The sequence below is a fragment of the Luteimonas terrae genome, from assembly GCF_004358165.1.
Lineage (GTDB): Bacteria > Pseudomonadota > Gammaproteobacteria > Xanthomonadales > Xanthomonadaceae > Luteimonas > Luteimonas terrae.
Genome location: NZ_SMTG01000002.1, coordinates 628,911 through 643,793, shown reverse-complemented (window position 1 = coordinate 643,793; position 14,883 = coordinate 628,911). Strand labels below are relative to the sequence as shown.

Here is a 14,883-nt window from a genome sequence, read left to right as displayed (position 1 = left end):
CGCGGCCCCTGCGTCAGGCCGGGTCGTGGCCCCAGTTCATCAGCGAATGCCGCCACGGGGTGTCGGTGACATCGCCTTCTGGACGTTGCGCGACGTGGCGATGCACGTAGCCGACAACTTTTCGCATGTGCGCGAAGTCGTCGGCGGTGTAGTCGTCCTGGCGCTTGCGCAGCAGCTTGACGATGCGGCGGCCGGACGCGTGCCCGACCGACTCGCCGCCGCCCTCGCCCTTGTCGCCGACCGCGCGCGATGCGTCGGTGTCGAGCCAGCGCTCGAGTTCGGCGGGCGCCATGTTCACCGCCTCGCGGAAGGCGTCGAGCGTCTCGCGATCCGCGTCGTTCACGACTTGCCCGCCCGCTTCAACGCGCCGGGCTTGTGCGCGGCCTTGGCACCGGTCTTGTCGCTGACGACCAGATACTGCGGGTCGTCCTTCGACGCGGAGACCTTGTGACCCTTGATCGTCGTGTCGGAGGTCAGCTTTTTCTCGACCTTGCCGTGTGTCGTGCCCTGCGAGGTCTTCCAGGACACCTCGGTGCCCTTCTTCAACGAGCCGGCCATGCGCGAACTCCTGTGCTGTGGTGGCCGGCAGCCTGCGGCGGCGCCTGCGCGTGGCGGGTGAAATCAGGGTGTTCAGTCTCTGCTTTGGCCGGTCGCCGCCCCCCATGGCCGGCGCCGGTGAAACGGGCGCGGACCACGGCCGTCCGGTCCCCCGACGACGACACCGGATTCACCGCGCGACTGGCATTGATCGCGTCCACCCCGCCCGTCGCGGGACCGACGAGGGCTTTCCCGATGGCACTGATCCATTCGATCCTCATGGGCGCCGTCGCCGGCATGCGCGCGATGACGCCGCTGGCGACCGTCGCCAATGCCGCCTGCAACGGCACGCTGCCCCGCGACAATGGCGCGCCGCGCCTGCTGTCCAACCGCTTCGCGTCGATGGCGGCCAAGGCGCTCGCGGCCGGCGAACTGGCCGGCGACAAGCTCGAGGACGCACCTGACCGCATCGTGCCGGCGGGTATGCTGGCCCGCATCGTCACCGGCGCGATCGCCGGCGCCGCGCTCGCGCCGCGCGAACAACGCGGGCTGGCTGCGGTCCTCGGTGCGGGCGCCGCGGTCGGCACGGCCTATCTCACGTTCAACCTGCGCGTCCGCGCGATGCGGCGCTACGGGCAGAAGACGACCGGCGCCGTCGAAGACGCCATCACCTTGGGCAGCGCGACACTGATCGCCCGCAGCGCGCGACCGCGGCCGCGCGGATTCGCGCGCCTGCGCGGTCACTGACCCGCGCGCCGTGTCCCGAACGATGCGCTAAGCGACGCACGCTGCCCGACCGCGTGCACGATGCGCACGGCAGGCAGAACTTGTCCGCACGGTCACGGGTGTCTGACCGGCCGCGCAAAACACTGCAGCCCCCATTGCGGAGGCGCTGCCGATGCGGATCCATCACCTCAACTGCATTTCGACCTGCCCGCTCGGCGGCCGTCTGATGGACGGCCGCACGCCGGATCTCGCACGCGGCCATCTGACCTGCCACTGCCTGCTGGTCGAAACCGCCGATTGTCTGGTGCTGGTCGACACCGGGTTGGGCTTGCGTGACGTCGCGCATCCACGCACCCGACTGAGCGCATTCTTCCTTGCCCTCGTCCGTCCGGAATTCCGCGCCGAGATGACGGCGGCGCGGCAGGTGCAGCGGCTCGGCTTCCGGCCATCGGATGTCCGCCACATCCTGCTGTCGCATCTGGACTTCGATCACGCCGGCGGCCTGGACGACTTTCCGCAGGCCACCGTGCACATGCTCGCCCGTGAACGGGAGCACGCGCAGCTGCAGCGCAGCTGGCTCGACCGCCAGCGCTTTCGCCCGCAGCAGTGGTCCAGTCGCGACCGTTGGCGCACCTACGCGGCCGGACATGGCGAACGGTGGATGGGCTTCGACGCCGTGCGCGACCTCGCCGGCCTGCCGCCGGAACTGCTGCTGGTTCCGTTGCCCGGCCACACGCACGGCCATGCAGGCATCGCCATCGACACGGGATCGCGCTGGCAGCTGCTGGCCGCGGATGCCTATTTCCACGCGCGCGAGATGGACGTGCGTCCGCATTGCCCGCCGGGCCTGCGCGCCTACCAATGGATGATGGAGCTCGACCGCGACGCCAGGCTGCGCAACCAGCAACGCCTGCGCGCATTGCGTCACAGCGGCGCCGACGTCGACATCTTCTGCTCGCACGACGTCGAGGAGTTCGAACGGCGCAGTGGTCGCCCGGCGCGGCTCCCGGCCGGTGCGCTGGCCGCCGGCGCGCGGCACTGAGCGCAGATCGCCGCGCCGCGCAAGTCTCAACATCCGCGGACCGCCGCTCCTACAATGCGCGCCCCCTCGCGCAGCGGTGCCCGTCCATGCACATCGTCGTCCTCGAAGAACTCAAGGCCTACATCGACCCGTTGACCGCGGACGAACACGAAGCGCTGGAGCGCAGTCTGCTGGCCGAGGGCTGCCGCGATGCGCTGGTGCTGTGGAACGACATTCTCGTCGACGGTCACAACCGCTACGGTATCTGCCAGGCACACGGCATTCCGTTCAACACTGTGCAGAACACGCGCTTCCAGTCGATGGAGGACGTGCACCTGTGGATGATCGAACAGCATCTGGGCCGCCGCAGCGTGTCCGACTACCAGCGCGGCGTGCTGGCGCTGCGCAAGCGCGACATCATCGCCGCGCGCCAGCAGGCGCAGCGCATCGCGGCGCTGCAGACCGCACCGGCCACCGATGCGCCGCTCGAAGACACCGAAGACCGGCCGCCGTGGGACGACGCGCCCTCGGCGGTGAGCCGCGCCGAGCTTGCGCGCGAGGCCAAGCTGAGCGCCAACCAGGTGGCGATGATCGAGCGCATCCACGCCTCGGCCACGCCGGAGCTGGTCGAAGCGCTGAAGACCGGCGCGATCTCGATGAGCGCCGCGGCCGCGGTCGCCAGCCTGCCCGAGGACGAGCAGCGCAGCGCGGCGCAGGCCGGCAAGGCCGAACTCAGGCAGGCCGCCAAGCGCGCACGCGATGCGAAGAAGCGCCCGAAGGCCGGCGGTGACGGTGAGGATGCTGGCGAGGACGCGGCGCCCAAACCCGACCTCAAGGCCCTGCAGCGCCGCGTCAGCCAGCTCGAAGCCGAGAACGAGGACCTGCGCGGGCAGATCGAAATCCTGCAGAACCAGATCGTGCGCCTGCGCGGCTGAGCACGCGCCACGCGCCACTCGGCGCGGCGGAATCAGCCGCCACCGGGCGCAGATGCGACACTGTGCCGGTCCAACCCAGGGAGTTTCCGTGGCCAAGCCCAATTATTCATTCGAAAAGCGTCAGCGCGAACTCGCCAAGAAGAAGAAGCAGGACGAGAAGGAAGCGAAGAAGCGTGCCGAACGCGAAGCCGCGAAGAACCCGGCTGCGCAGCCGGACGCGGACGTCGCGGACGACACCCCGGCGGCGTGACGCTCCGGGCCGGCGGTCGCGCATTCCGCACGCCGGCTTAACCGCGGCAGTGGCCTGCTGGGCACCCATCGCTGCCGGAGTGCCGTCGTGATCGCCAAGAACACCATCTGCCTGTGGTTCGACGGCACCGCGCTCGACGCGGCCGAGTTCTACGCGAAGACCTTTCCCGACAGTGCGGTGACCGCGGTGCATGCCGCGCCGGGTGACTACCCCGATGGCGAGGCCGGTGATCCGATCACGGTCGAGTTCACGGTCTGCGGCGTGCCGTGCATCGGCCTGAACGGCGGGCCGCAGTTTCCGCATACCGAAGCGTTCTCGTTCCAGATCGCCACCGACGACCAGGCCGAGACCGACCGGCTCTGGAATGCGATCGTCGACAACGGCGGCCGCGAGAGCGACTGCGGCTGGTGCAAGGACCGCTGGGGCGTGAACTGGCAGATCACCCCGCGCGTGCTCACCGAGGCCTACACGAGCAGCGACCGCGCGGCGGCCCAGCGCGCGTTCGCGGCGATGATGACGATGCGCAAGATCGACGTCGCCGCGATCGAGGCCGCCGTCCGCGGCTGACCGACGCGTGCCCGGCGTCGACCACGCGCAGCGATGCGGGGACAATGCGCGCTGCGCTCCTGCACGCTGCGAGTCCCGCCATCCCAATGCGAACCTTCGTTCTCCGCGCGCGTGCGGCGCCCACCGACAGCCGCGCCCTGCTCGCGGGTGTCGGCCAGGACGCGCACACCGAGATCCTCGCGCACACGCTGATGAACGCCCTGTTCGTCGCGCAGTCGCACCGGCCCGACGTGGTTGTCTATCTGGTGCTCGAGAGCACCCGGGACTACTCGCGCACGGTCCGCTTCGAGATCAACGCGATGCACGACATCGGCGGTTTCGACGAGGCGTCGCTGCTGGGCAAGGTCGCCCGGGCGCTCGACGTCTCGCGCGGGATGGCCAAGGACGAAACGCGCGCCGTCGAAGCCGGCATCGAGGTGCGCACGACGAGTTTCGAGCGTCTCGTCCAGGGACTGGCGCAAGACCACCAGCTGTTCCTGATGGACCCCAAGGGCACGCCGATCCGCGAACAGGTGTTCGCCGATCGGCCGTGCTTCCTGCTGACCGACCACATCCCGATGCCGAAAAAGGCGATTCCGGGCCTGGAACGCATGGGCGCGAAGAAGATCGCGCTGGGTCCGAAGATGCTGTTCGCGTCGCAGTGCGTGGTGCTGATCCACTACGAGCTGGACCAGGCCTGAGCCTCAGCCGCCGCGCACGCGCAGCGTCAGCCCCTTGAGGAAGTTGCGCAGCACCTGGTCGCCGCAGGCCCTGAAGTTGCGGTGGTCGGGCTGACGGAACAGCGCCGACAGTTCGGGCTTGGAGATCGGGAAGCCCGCGGCGGCGAAGACCGCCAGCATGTCGACCTCGGTCAGTTCGAAGGCCACACGCAGCTTCTTGAGGATCATGTTGTTGCCCAGCCGCGTCTCGAACGGACGCGGCGGCAGCCGGTCGTCACGCCCGCGCTGGTGCACGATCAGTCCGTCGAGCACGCGCGCCAGCACGCCGTCGTCGCAGACCAGATACGCCGGATCGTCCTCGCGCAGCAGCATGCGGCGCACGTCGTCCTGCTCGATCGGGAAGTCCGCATCGACCACGCGCACCAGCGCGATCACGTGCTGGTCGGCGAGGTCGAGCATGTAGCGCAGGCTGCGCAGCACATCGTTGGCGATCATGGGACGGTGTCACGGGAAACGGCCGGCAATTCTACCGTCGATGCCCGCGGGTCCCCGCGCATGGCGTTCAGCGCACGCGGTCGAAGTGGAACGTGCGGATCACCGGCGTGCCCTGCCGGTCGTAGTGCGTGGCGGTCTCCACGAGGCGGTCGCCGCCGGGCTCGACCGCATAGACGCGCGTCGATGCCGGTCCGCCGTTCTTGGCCAGCGCCATCACCAAGACGTCGCCGGTGGGCCGCGTCAGCGCCACCGCGTCGGCTTCCAGCGTGTCGCCTTCGATGGCGACGGTGCTGCCGTCCGGCGCCACGGTCGCGGTGGAGATGCGCGATTCGCCGGCGACCGGCACGATCTCCACGCGCACCGACCACAGCCCGGACGCGGGTTCGGCGAAATCGACCGTCACGCGCGCCGGGCGCGCCTCGGGCGGCATCGGCAGCTGCGCGACGTCGACCGCCCACGTGCCGACCAGCCGTGAACCCGTCTCCGCGTGCGCGGGTACGAATGCCTGCCATGCGCACAGTGCCACGCCCAATACGATCGCCAGCCTGCCCATCGTGTCGTCTCCCGTTGGCGGTGCGGCCGCGTCGATGCGACGGACCATCGCCGCCATCATCGTCGATCGCGGCTGCATGCGGCCACGGCGGCTACACTGCCCGCCCCTGCCGTTGTCGAACCCGATGTCCGCTTCCGTCCGATTGGCCAAACGTGTCGCCGAGCTTGCCGGCTGCTCCCGCAGCGAGGCCGAGCAGTACATCCAGGGCGGCTGGGTCAGGGTCGACGGCCAGGTCGTCGAACGGCCGCAGCACATGGTGGACGGGGAAGCGGTCACGCTCGACCCGGCGGCGACGCTCGCCGTCGCCGAGCCTGCGACGCTGCTGTTCCACAAGCCGGCCGGGCTCGATGCCTTCGCACAGTCCGACGCTGCGGCCCGCGCCATTTCAGCCGACACGCGCTGGGACGAGGATGCGTCCGGCATGCGGCTGCTGCAACGGCACTTCCATCGCCTGACGCCGCTGGCGCCGCTGGAGACCGACGCCAGCGGCCTGATCGTGCTGACCCAGGACGGCCGCGTGTGGCGGCGCCTCACCGAGGATCTCGACGGGATCGAGCAGGAGTTCGTGGTCGAGGTCACCGGCACCCTGCCGATCTACGGGCTGGGCCGGCTCAAGCACGGCCTGCAGTTCGACGGCCGTCCGGTGCCGCCCTGCAAGGTCAGCTGGCAGAACGAGACACGCCTGCGTTTCGCGATCAAGGGCGTGCGCCCCGGGCAGCTGCGCGACGTGTGCGCGCAGGTCGGCCTCGGGGTCGTGTCGATCCGCCGGCTGCGCATCGGACGCATCGCCCTTTCGAAGATGCCCGTCGGCGCATGGCGCTACCTGCCGGTCGACGAACGCTTCTGATCGCGGGCCGATGCCGCGCACTCGCGGCACCGGCCGGGTGGCGCGTGGCTTCAATCGTCGACGGTGCACCCCAGGGACACGCGCGCGGTGAAATAGCCGGTCGACGGGTCCACGCCCGTTTCGAGCACGGTGATGTCCTGGTCCGAGCGTCCCCAGTTGCGGTAGCACTGCTCGTCCGCGTCGCGCCAGGCGTTGTCGATCGCTTCTTCGACCGAACGCCCGTAGGACTCGCCGATCACGTCGTAATGGTGTCGCGCCGCAAGCGCGGCGCCGCTCGCACCGAGCATGCCCAGCAGCACCACGCCGCAGATGAGTCGCTGTTTCATCGTCAACTCCGCATCACTGGAAGGAGGGCCCACCATTCCAGCCGGCCATGTCGACGGTGTTAAAGAACAGTGCCGTCGCACGCGACAGGCGGGCGCGTGCGCCGTTTCGTGACAGGTTCGACACCGCGAACGGGGCGCGCGCCTCGCGCGGGATCGCCGAGGCGTGCCTGCGACGCCGGCATCCAGGCGGTCAAGGACAAGCTCAACGCCGCCTGCACCGAGCGCAAGGGCACGCCGAAGCCCGACTCGTTCGAGGTCGTCTTCGAGCGCACCAGCGAGAACCCTGACGTGCCCAAGCCCTCACGTCGACGCGAAGATGCAGTGCGATCTGCCGGCAAGTTGATCACTGCAGTCGTGCGGGATGTGCCGATGCACGTGCTGACCGGAAGCCCCGCACGAGCGGAGCTTTTTCCATTGTCCGGAAGCTCGCAGCATCTAGCCCTCCCCCGCTCGCGGGGGAGGGTTGGGTGGAGGCGAGCCGTCGGATCGCGCCGGATAGAACTCGAGCGAGTTCGTCTACGCGCGCGAGTCCGTTCTCAGGAGAATCGAAGCTTTGCCCCCCATCCCAGCCTTCCCCCGCAAGCGGGGGAAGGAGCACGACGGAAGCGCGTTTGACCAACGAAACTGCAACGTTTCCCCACCGGCCACGGCGCTATAGTCGGCGCTTCGCCGGGCACCCTGCCCGGCCCGTATCGAAGGGCATGCACATGGGTCTGATCCAGGCGGTTTCGGGTGCGGTCGGCGGCGCGTTGGCCGACCAGTGGAAGGACTTCCTCACCGTGCCGGCCGGCCTGCCGTCGACCGCCGCGCTGTTCGCAGCCGTCCCGCAGGGCACCAATGCCGGTCGCGGTTCCAATACGCGCGGCTCGACGAACATCATCAGCAACGGCTCGAAGATCGTCGTGCCCGAAGGCTACGGCCTGCTGCTGATGCAGGACGGCGCGATCACCGCCTTCGTCGCCGAACCCGGCGGTTACGAGTGGCGCTCCGACGACGTCAATTCGCAGTCGATCTTCGCCGGCGACGGCATCGTCTCGCCGCTGATCAAGCAGTCGTGGGAACGCTTCAAGTTCGGCGGCCAGCCCGGCGCGCAACAGATGGCGTTCTTCGTGTCGCTCAAGGAACTGCCGGACAACCGCTTCGGCACGCAGTCGGAGATCTACTGGGACGACGGCTTCCTCGGCACCCAGGTCGGTGCGCTGACGCGCGGCAGCTACACGCTGAAGATCGTCGACCCGATCCTGTTCGTGAAGAACTTCGTGCCGGCCAGCTATCTCGCGCCCGGCCAGGTGTTCGACTTCACCGACATCGACAACGCGGCCGCAAGCCAGTTGTTCAACGAGGTCGTCGGTTCGCTCGCGCCGGCTTTCAGCCTGTACACGAACGATCCGTCCAAGGGCAATCGCATCACCAAGATCCAGCAGGATTCGCTGGGCTTCGCGCAGAGCCTGTCGGCTGCGGTCGAACAGGGTTACCAGTGGAAGTCGGATCGCGGCCTGGCCATCGTCAAGACCGCCATCGTCTCGATCGAGTACGACGCCAACACCCGCGAACTGCTCAAGACGGTGCAGCGCGCCGATGCGCTGGCGGGTTCGCGCGGCAATTCCAACCTGCAGGCCAGCGTGGCGCAGGGCATGCAGTCGGCCGGTGAGCACGGCGGCGCGGCCGGGCTCGTCGGTCTGGGCATGGCCTCGGGCATGGCCGGAGGCCTCGGCAGCCTGCAGCAGCCGGCGACGCCCGCCGCACCTGCAGCGCCCGCGGCGGATGATCCGGTCGCGAAGCTGACGAAGGCCAAGGAGATGCTCGACCTCGGCCTGATCACCCAGGCCGACTACGACGCGCTCAAGGCGAAGGCACTGGGTCTCTGAGCCGAAGGCGCCCGGAGCCCATGTCCGACACGAAAACGCCGCCGCCCCTGCCGCCGTTGCCGGGCCAGCCCATCGAAGGCCCCGGTTCGCCGCGCGACGTGCCGCCGCTGCCGGGCATGTCCACGCTGGATCCGGCGGAGATGCCCGATGCGATCCGCGCCGAACTCGAGGCGCCAGATCCCGCGGCCATCGACACCGGCGCCGCCGAACTCAAAAGCGGCCTCAACCGCTGCCCCAGATGCGGGTCCAGCGACATCCGCCCGCGCCTGGGCACCGACCTGCTGGTCTGCGAGTACTGTCGCCACGAATGGCACGGCGAGCGCGTCGAGGAACTGTTCGGCTTCGGCGACGGCATCGCCGGTCTGCGCGGCACCGTCATGGCCTCCGGCGCGCAGGACATCGATGCCGACGCCGCCACGCTGATGAGCTTCAAGTGCAGCGGCTGTGGCGCCGAGGTCACCGTCAACACCGAGAGCACGATGACCGCGCGCTGCCACTGGTGCCGGCACGTGTTCGGCGTCAACGAGCAGGTGCCCAACGGCGCCGTGCCCGATGCGGTGCTGCCCTTCCACATCCGCAAGGACGACGCCGTCGCGCGCATCCGCCAGTTCGTCGACAAGCGCAAGCTGCTTGCGCTCAAGGCGTTCAAGGACGAGTTCACGCCCGAGAACGTGGTCGGGGTCTACCTGCCCTACATGATCGTCGACGGCAACGCGAGCGCATCGGTCGCCGGTACCGGCGAGATCAAGACGCGCGAGTACACGCGCGGCACCGGCAACGACAAGAAGACCTACTACGACGCCGACGTGTATCGCATCGAACGGCATGTCGACTTCACCGTCGACGACCTGCCGCTGGAATCGTCGAGCGAGCGCGGGAATCTCGACGTCAATGTCAACACCAACAACATCATCAACACCATCCTGCCCTTCGACACCAAGAACGCGGTGCGCTGGAACGCGTCCTATCTCAACGGCTTCACCTCCGAGAAGCGCAACACCAACGTCGAGGCCCTGCGGCCGCGGCTGGAAGACCAGTTGCTGTCCATCGCCCGCGCGCAGGTCGAGGGCTCCACGCGGCGCTATACCCGCGGCGTGCGCTGGGAAGCCGAAGCGCTGGACGTGCACGGCACGCGCTGGGTGTCGATGTACCTGCCGGTCTGGCTCTATTCGTATCACCAGCCCGGCCGCAACGGCGGCATGCTGCACTACATCGCGGTCAACGGCCGCACCGGCGAAACCATGGGCAGCGTGCCCGTGCAGCAGTGGAAGCTGCTGCTGACCGCGCTCAGCGTGGGCACGGTCGTCGAAGCGATCGCAATCGCGATCCTGGTGGGGATGTCATGAGCGACGAGAGCGGACTCTGGCTGCTGCTGGCCGGCCCGGCCAGCGCGACCGCGGTGTACTGGGGCCTCTACCGGTACTACCGCAATACCGACAAGTCGCACGGCTTCGAGCGCGAAACCACGGTCGAGGCGCAGCCGATCACGGGCGACGACGCGAAGGTCGGTACGAACAACGGCACCACGCAGTCGCGCATCCGCGGCGAGAACGGCGGCGCGTACCGGCAGCGCGTGCAGCGCGTACAGCGCTCGAGTGACACGTCTCCGGACGCGGAGTCCGGCGGAGCCTGAGCGGCCGGGCCTCAGCCCGCCGCGGGTGCCCGGGTCGTGCGCTTGCGGCGCGGCTTCGACGCGGCCGGCGCATCGTCCTTCTCGGCCTCGACCTCGCCGTCTTCGTCCTTGGCCGCCGCCATCGCTTCGGGCTCGAGCTCCTCGACGCTGCGGTTGAGTCGCAGGAACGTGCCCCAGCCCACCAGCAGCAGCGCCGCCGTGCCGCCGATCGCGGCGGCATAGGGCAACTGCTCGGGCGCCTCGTGCAGCAGGCGGAACACCGCGACCAGGGTCTCGATCGACAGCGCCACCACCAGCACCACCATGAAGCGCGACAGGAAGCGTCGCACGCGTGTGGGCCCGCTGATCTTGACCTCGCGGCGCACCTCTTCCTCGAACACCGTCTGCGCCAGTTCGATCGACACCAGCGCGATGGTCATGATGCCGATCGCATCGAGCACCGAATCGAAGCGCGCACGGACGTCGACCGACGTCGATGGCGCCAAGCCTTCCCAGAGTTCGGCCCCGGCCAGGCCGATCAGGCCCACGCCGGCCAGCAGGAACAGGGCGATCACGGCGAGGTAGCCGAGGGTGAAGATGCGTTCGATGAGTCGCGTCATGGGCGGCACTCTGGCGAGGTCGCCACCCGGGCCATGTGAAGGCCAACGGCACCTTCCGGCTGCGGCCGATCACATGCCCGTGCGCGGGCGCGCGGGATGCTCGGCGCGCCGTCCCCGCCCCCATTTTCCGGAAGCCTGCCGATGTCGCGACGCATCCTCATCAGCGGCGCCAGTGTCGCCGGCAACACCGCCGCGTGGGCGCTTGCGCGCGCCGGTCACGACGTCACGCTGGTCGAACAGGCGCCGGACTTTCGCGACGGCGGCCAGAACATCGACGTACGCGACGTCGGCCGCGACGTGTTGCGCCGGATGGGCCTGGAACAGGCCGCGCTCGACCAGGGCACCGGCGAGGAAGGCACGGCCTGGATCGATGCGGACGGCGAGGCGGTGGCGGAGATCCGCACCGACGATGTCGAAGGCGACGGGCCGACGGCCGAGATGGAGATCCTGCGCGGCGATCTCGCACGCCTGCTGTTCGATGCGGCCCGCGAGCGCGTGACCTGCCGCTTCGGGGATCGCATCGAGGCGCTCGCAGACGATGGCACTGGCGTCGATGTGCGCTTCGAGAGCGGCACTTCGGAACGCTACGACCTGGTGGTCGTCGCCGAAGGCGTGGGCTCGGCGACGCGCGAGATGGTGTTCCCCGGCGAGAACGATCCGCGCTGGATGGACATGACGCTCGCCTATTTCACCATCGCGCGCACGCCGGACGACGACCGGTTGTGGCGCTGGTACCACACCACCGAAGGCCGCAGCATCTCGCTGCGCCCCGACCGCCACGGCACGACGCGCGCGATGCTCGGCATCCAGAAGCCGCCCGAGGGCGAGCAGGACTGGCCGGTCGAGCGACAGAAGCAATACCTGCACGAGCGATTCGCCGATGCCGGCTGGCAGGCGCAGCGCGTGCTCGAGGGCATGGACACGACCGGTGATTTCTATTTCGACGTGCTGCGCCAGGTGCGCATGTCGCGCTGGCACGCGGGCCGCGTCGTGCTGACGGGGGATGCGGCCTGGTGCGTGACCCCGCTCGGTGGCATCGGCGCGACGCTGGCCGTGACCGGCGCCTGGGTGCTGGCCGGCGAACTGGCGCGCAATGCGGAACCGACGGCCGCGTTCGCCGCCTACGAGACCGCGATGCGCAAGATGGTCGACCAGGCGCAGGGCGTGCCGAAGATCGCGCCGCGCCTGATGAATCCGCACAGCCGTCTGGGCGTGCATCTGCTGCACGGCGTGCTGGCGCTGGCGACGCGACCTCCGGTGCGCTCACTGACCGCAAGACTGTCCAACCGCAGCCTGGCAGCACCGGACATCGGCCGCTACGACTGAGCGCTCAGTCCTGCGCGCGTTGCGGCGTGTCCACCAGTTCGGCGACCGGATAGCCCATCGCGCGCGCCTGCTCGACCAGGCGCGTCCGCACGTCGGGATCGAGCTGCGGTGTGCGCGAGAGGATCCACAGATATTTGCGTGTCGGCGAACCGACCATCGCCCAGCGGTAGTCGTCGTCGAGCGCGATCACCCAGTAGTCGCCCCAGACCGCCGGCAACCAGGACAGCCAGCGCGGTGCGAAGCGCACCTCCAGCGTCGAACTGCGGCCGTCAACCATGCGGGCGACACCGTCGGCTTCGTTGAACGTGCCGTCCCGGGTGCGGCAACGGTTGCGCACCGCGACGGTCCCGTCGGGATTGGGCGTGTAATGCGCGGTGGTGTCGGCCACGCACTTGCGCTGGAAGAACATGGGCAGATGCGCCTGTTCGTACCAGGTACCGGCGTAGCGCTGCAGGTCCACCGCAGGCACCGGCGTGTTCGGCAAGGCGGGCGTCTGGGCAGCGCCGACGGCGGGTGCGGACAGGGCGGCCGCGAGCAGCAGACGGGCGATGGGCAGCGGCATGGGCGACTCGGCGGAGGTCGGGAGTGCGCGATTGTCCCGCCGACCCGCGTCCGCGGCGTGTGACGTGGCGGGGTGCGTGGCTCAGGAACGCGCCGTTGCCGCCCACGCCAGCAGGTTGCGGAACGCGCTGCCGAAGTACAGCTCGTAGCTCTGGCGCTCGACATAGCCCAGGTGCGGTGTGGCGAGTACGCGCGGATGGTGCAGCAGCGGCGAATCCACCGGCAGCGGTTCGTGCTCGAACACGTCGAGCGCGAACTGGCCTGGCCGGCCCAGTTCGAGCGCCTGCTCGATCGCGCCGGTTTCGATCAGCCCGGCGCGGCTGGTGTTGACCAGCAGCGCGGTCGGCTTCATCCGCGCCAGGTCATCGACGCCGACAATGCCCTGCGTGGCCTCGTGCAGGCGCAGATGCAGCGAGATCACATCCGCCTGTTCGAAGAATGCCGCCTGCGAGTCCGCGACGAGGCAGCCATCGACCGCTGCACGCTGGCGGCCGGCCTCGCTGCCCCAGACCAGCACCTGCATGCCGAAGGCCTTGCCGTATCCGGCCACGCGTCGTCCGATGCGGCCATAGCCCCAGATGCCGAGCACATCGCCGTGCAGGGCACGCCCGATCGACTCGGGGCCGCCCTGCACCGCATCCGACTGCCAGACGCCGGACTGCAATCGCGACACGTACTGCGGAATGCGGCGATAGGCCGCCATCATCAGCGCCCAGGTCAGCTCGGCAGGGGCGACGGGATCGCCCTCGCCTTCGAGCACCGCGATGCCGCGCGCTTTGGCCGCAGCGACATCCAGATGCGCACCGGCCTTGCCGGTCTGCGAGATCACATCCAGCGCCGGCAGCCGTGCCAGCAGCGCTTCGTCGAGGCGCGTGCGCTCGCGGATCAGCACCAGCGCATCGAAGTCGGCCAGTGCGTCCGCGAGCGCGTCGCCCGTCATCGGCCGGTCGAACACGGTGACGTCGTGGCCGTCGAGCAGCGCGAAGCAGTCGAGGCCGCGGACGAGGTTCTGGTAGTCGTCGAGGATCGCGATCCGCATGGCGTGTCAGGCGTACAGCGCGTCGTAGCCCGCGCGGTCCACCTGGCTCAGACCCAGCGCGTCGAACTGCGCCCACATGCCGCGCCAGCGCTCGGCATCGCGCTGCACCGGGCCGACCAGGCGCGGACAGGTGTCGGCGAGGATCGCGTCCATCAGCGCGTCGGGCTGCGTGTTGCTGTAGCCGTACCAGAGCTTTGCCGCCTGGGCGGGATCGTCACGGCACAGCTGGGCGCCCTGCCCGATCAGACGCACCACGGTGTCGACCACGTCGCGGTGCCGGTCGAGGAATACCTGGGAGGTGAACAGTTCCAGCGCCGAGAAGTTGTGCAGACCCACGTCCTGGGTGGCGATGAAATGCGCGTCCATGCCCGCGAGTCTCGCCTCGACGCCTTCGAAGTTGGCGAAGCACAGCCAGGCGCCGTCGAAACCCGCGCGCAGATTGGCCAGATGCTCGAAGCCGGCACTTTCGATCACGACCTGCGCCGGATCAAAGGCCGCGCCCTGTTGCCTGCACCAGCGCGACAGGATCTCGACCGCGATCGCATCCGTCACGCCGCCGGCGACCGGCGATGCCAGCCGCACCGTGCCGCCCGCCAGCAGACGCGCACCGGCCGCACGCTGCAGCAGGATGCCGCCGTCGGTCTCGAAGAAGCAGCCCAGTGCCTTCAGGCCGGGACGGTCGGCATCGATCATGTGCAGCGGCTCGTTGCAGGCGAACGCGATGTCGCCGCTGACCGTGGTGGCCAGCCCGTCGTAGTGGTCGTCGGGCACCAGCAGTTCGAGCTCCAGCCCCGCCTCGCGATACCAGCCCAGCTCGATGCCGGCGATCAGCGGCAGATGGTCGGGATTGAGGAACCATTCGAGGGACAGCTGCAGCTTCATGGACCGGCCTTTCGGGGGAAATCGGGCGCACAGACTAGTCCACTGCGCCCCGGCGCGCG

At 69.3% G+C, this 14,883-nt stretch carries 19 protein-coding genes and 1 pseudogene; 11 read left to right on the top strand and 9 right to left on the bottom strand.

Annotation, left to right across the window (positions count from 1 at the left end):
- Window positions 1-13: 13 nt before the first annotated feature.
- Window positions 14-343 (bottom strand): DUF3140 domain-containing protein, encoded by a 330-nt coding sequence (locus tag E2F49_RS03195; RefSeq protein ID WP_133392578.1) that lies wholly within the window; start codon window positions 341-343, stop codon window positions 14-16.
- Entirely contained in the window at window positions 340-558 is a 219-nt protein-coding gene (locus E2F49_RS03190; protein WP_133392577.1) for a hypervirulence associated TUDOR domain-containing protein, read from the bottom strand. The genes E2F49_RS03195 and E2F49_RS03190 overlap by 4 nt, the downstream gene beginning before the upstream one ends.
- Before the next feature lie 234 nt (window positions 559-792).
- On the opposite strand from E2F49_RS03190, the gene E2F49_RS03185 reads away from it, so the two are divergent.
- The 6 genes from E2F49_RS03185 to trmY all read left to right on the top strand — a co-directional run bounded on the left by E2F49_RS03185 (window position 793) and on the right by trmY (window position 4,716).
- Complete coding sequence (locus E2F49_RS03185; protein WP_133392576.1) at window positions 793-1,284, top strand: DUF4126 family protein; 492 nt, start codon at window positions 793-795, stop codon at window positions 1,282-1,284.
- Window positions 1,285-1,435: 151 nt separating this feature from the next.
- Complete coding sequence (locus tag E2F49_RS03180; RefSeq protein ID WP_133392575.1) at window positions 1,436-2,305, top strand: MBL fold metallo-hydrolase; 870 nt, start codon at window positions 1,436-1,438, stop codon at window positions 2,303-2,305.
- 86 nt (window positions 2,306-2,391) lie between these two features.
- Window positions 2,392-3,219: a plasmid replication/partition related protein gene (locus E2F49_RS03175; protein ID WP_133392574.1), complete on the top strand. Its 828-nt coding sequence runs from the start codon at window positions 2,392-2,394 to the stop codon at window positions 3,217-3,219.
- An 88-nt stretch (window positions 3,220-3,307) separates the two neighbouring features.
- Window positions 3,308-3,469: a hypothetical protein gene (locus E2F49_RS16300; RefSeq protein ID WP_165971105.1), complete on the top strand. Its 162-nt coding sequence runs from the start codon at window positions 3,308-3,310 to the stop codon at window positions 3,467-3,469.
- An 87-nt stretch (window positions 3,470-3,556) separates the two neighbouring features.
- Entirely contained in the window at window positions 3,557-4,036 is a 480-nt protein-coding gene (locus tag E2F49_RS03170) for a VOC family protein (protein ID WP_133392573.1), read from the top strand.
- 86 nt (window positions 4,037-4,122) lie between these two features.
- Window positions 4,123-4,716 (top strand): tRNA (pseudouridine(54)-N(1))-methyltransferase TrmY, encoded by a 594-nt coding sequence (trmY, locus tag E2F49_RS03165; protein ID WP_133392572.1) that lies wholly within the window; start codon window positions 4,123-4,125, stop codon window positions 4,714-4,716.
- 3 nt (window positions 4,717-4,719) lie between these two features.
- On the opposite strand, the gene E2F49_RS03160 is transcribed toward trmY, so the two are convergent.
- Together E2F49_RS03160 and E2F49_RS03155 are read right to left on the bottom strand one after the other, a co-directional pair.
- The gene (locus E2F49_RS03160) at window positions 4,720-5,190 is read right to left on the bottom strand and encodes a YehS family protein (protein WP_133392571.1); all 471 of its coding nucleotides are present in this window, start codon (window positions 5,188-5,190) and stop codon (window positions 4,720-4,722) included.
- A gap of 67 nt (window positions 5,191-5,257) precedes the next feature.
- A complete protein-coding gene (locus E2F49_RS03155) occupies window positions 5,258-5,791 on the bottom strand; it encodes a hypothetical protein (RefSeq protein ID WP_165971104.1) in 534 nt (177 codons plus the stop codon).
- Between the two features lie 76 nt (window positions 5,792-5,867).
- Between E2F49_RS03155 and E2F49_RS03150 the strand changes: the two genes are divergently transcribed.
- Window positions 5,868-6,590, top strand: a complete 723-nt coding sequence (locus E2F49_RS03150) for an rRNA pseudouridine synthase (RefSeq protein ID WP_133392569.1) — start codon at window positions 5,868-5,870, stop codon at window positions 6,588-6,590.
- Window positions 6,591-6,640: 50 nt separating this feature from the next.
- On the opposite strand, the gene E2F49_RS03145 is transcribed toward E2F49_RS03150, so the two are convergent.
- Window positions 6,641-6,916, bottom strand: coding sequence for a hypothetical protein (locus E2F49_RS03145; protein WP_055247882.1), 276 nt, complete (start codon window positions 6,914-6,916; stop codon window positions 6,641-6,643).
- A 707-nt stretch (window positions 6,917-7,623) separates the two neighbouring features.
- On the opposite strand from E2F49_RS03145, the gene E2F49_RS03140 reads away from it, so the two are divergent.
- Genes E2F49_RS03140 through E2F49_RS03130 form a run of 3 tightly spaced genes read left to right on the top strand, consistent with a single transcriptional unit; the run spans window position 7,624 to window position 10,417 of the window.
- Window positions 7,624-8,784 carry an SPFH domain-containing protein gene (locus E2F49_RS03140; protein ID WP_133392568.1) on the top strand — a complete coding sequence of 387 codons (1,161 nt, stop codon included), beginning with the start codon at window positions 7,624-7,626 and terminating at the stop codon, window positions 8,782-8,784.
- A 20-nt stretch (window positions 8,785-8,804) separates the two neighbouring features.
- Window positions 8,805-10,130 (top strand): TFIIB-type zinc ribbon-containing protein, encoded by a 1,326-nt coding sequence (locus tag E2F49_RS03135; RefSeq protein WP_133392567.1) that lies wholly within the window; start codon window positions 8,805-8,807, stop codon window positions 10,128-10,130.
- The gene (locus E2F49_RS03130; RefSeq protein WP_133392566.1) at window positions 10,127-10,417 is read left to right on the top strand and encodes a hypothetical protein; all 291 of its coding nucleotides are present in this window, start codon (window positions 10,127-10,129) and stop codon (window positions 10,415-10,417) included. The genes E2F49_RS03135 and E2F49_RS03130 overlap by 4 nt, the downstream gene beginning before the upstream one ends.
- A gap of 86 nt (window positions 10,418-10,503) precedes the next feature.
- On the opposite strand, the pseudogene E2F49_RS03125 reads toward E2F49_RS03130, so the two are convergent.
- Window positions 10,504-11,016 (bottom strand): annotated as a pseudogene (locus tag E2F49_RS03125) (hypothetical protein); the annotation flags it as partial.
- Window positions 11,017-11,157: 141 nt separating this feature from the next.
- On the opposite strand from E2F49_RS03125, the gene E2F49_RS03120 reads away from it, so the two are divergent.
- Window positions 11,158-12,342: an FAD-dependent monooxygenase gene (locus E2F49_RS03120; protein ID WP_133392565.1), complete on the top strand. Its 1,185-nt coding sequence runs from the start codon at window positions 11,158-11,160 to the stop codon at window positions 12,340-12,342.
- A 4-nt stretch (window positions 12,343-12,346) separates the two neighbouring features.
- Here the strand turns inward: E2F49_RS03120 and E2F49_RS03115 are convergent, their stop codons facing one another.
- The 3 genes from E2F49_RS03115 to E2F49_RS03105 form a co-directional block, all read right to left on the bottom strand.
- Entirely contained in the window at window positions 12,347-12,898 is a 552-nt protein-coding gene (locus E2F49_RS03115; RefSeq protein WP_425481351.1) for a lipocalin family protein, read from the bottom strand.
- A gap of 87 nt (window positions 12,899-12,985) precedes the next feature.
- Entirely contained in the window at window positions 12,986-13,942 is a 957-nt protein-coding gene (locus E2F49_RS03110; RefSeq protein WP_133392563.1) for a D-2-hydroxyacid dehydrogenase family protein, read from the bottom strand.
- Window positions 13,943-13,948: 6 nt separating this feature from the next.
- Window positions 13,949-14,824, bottom strand: a complete 876-nt coding sequence (locus E2F49_RS03105; protein ID WP_133392562.1) for an ABC transporter substrate-binding protein — start codon at window positions 14,822-14,824, stop codon at window positions 13,949-13,951.
- Window positions 14,825-14,883: the final 59 nt, after the last annotated feature.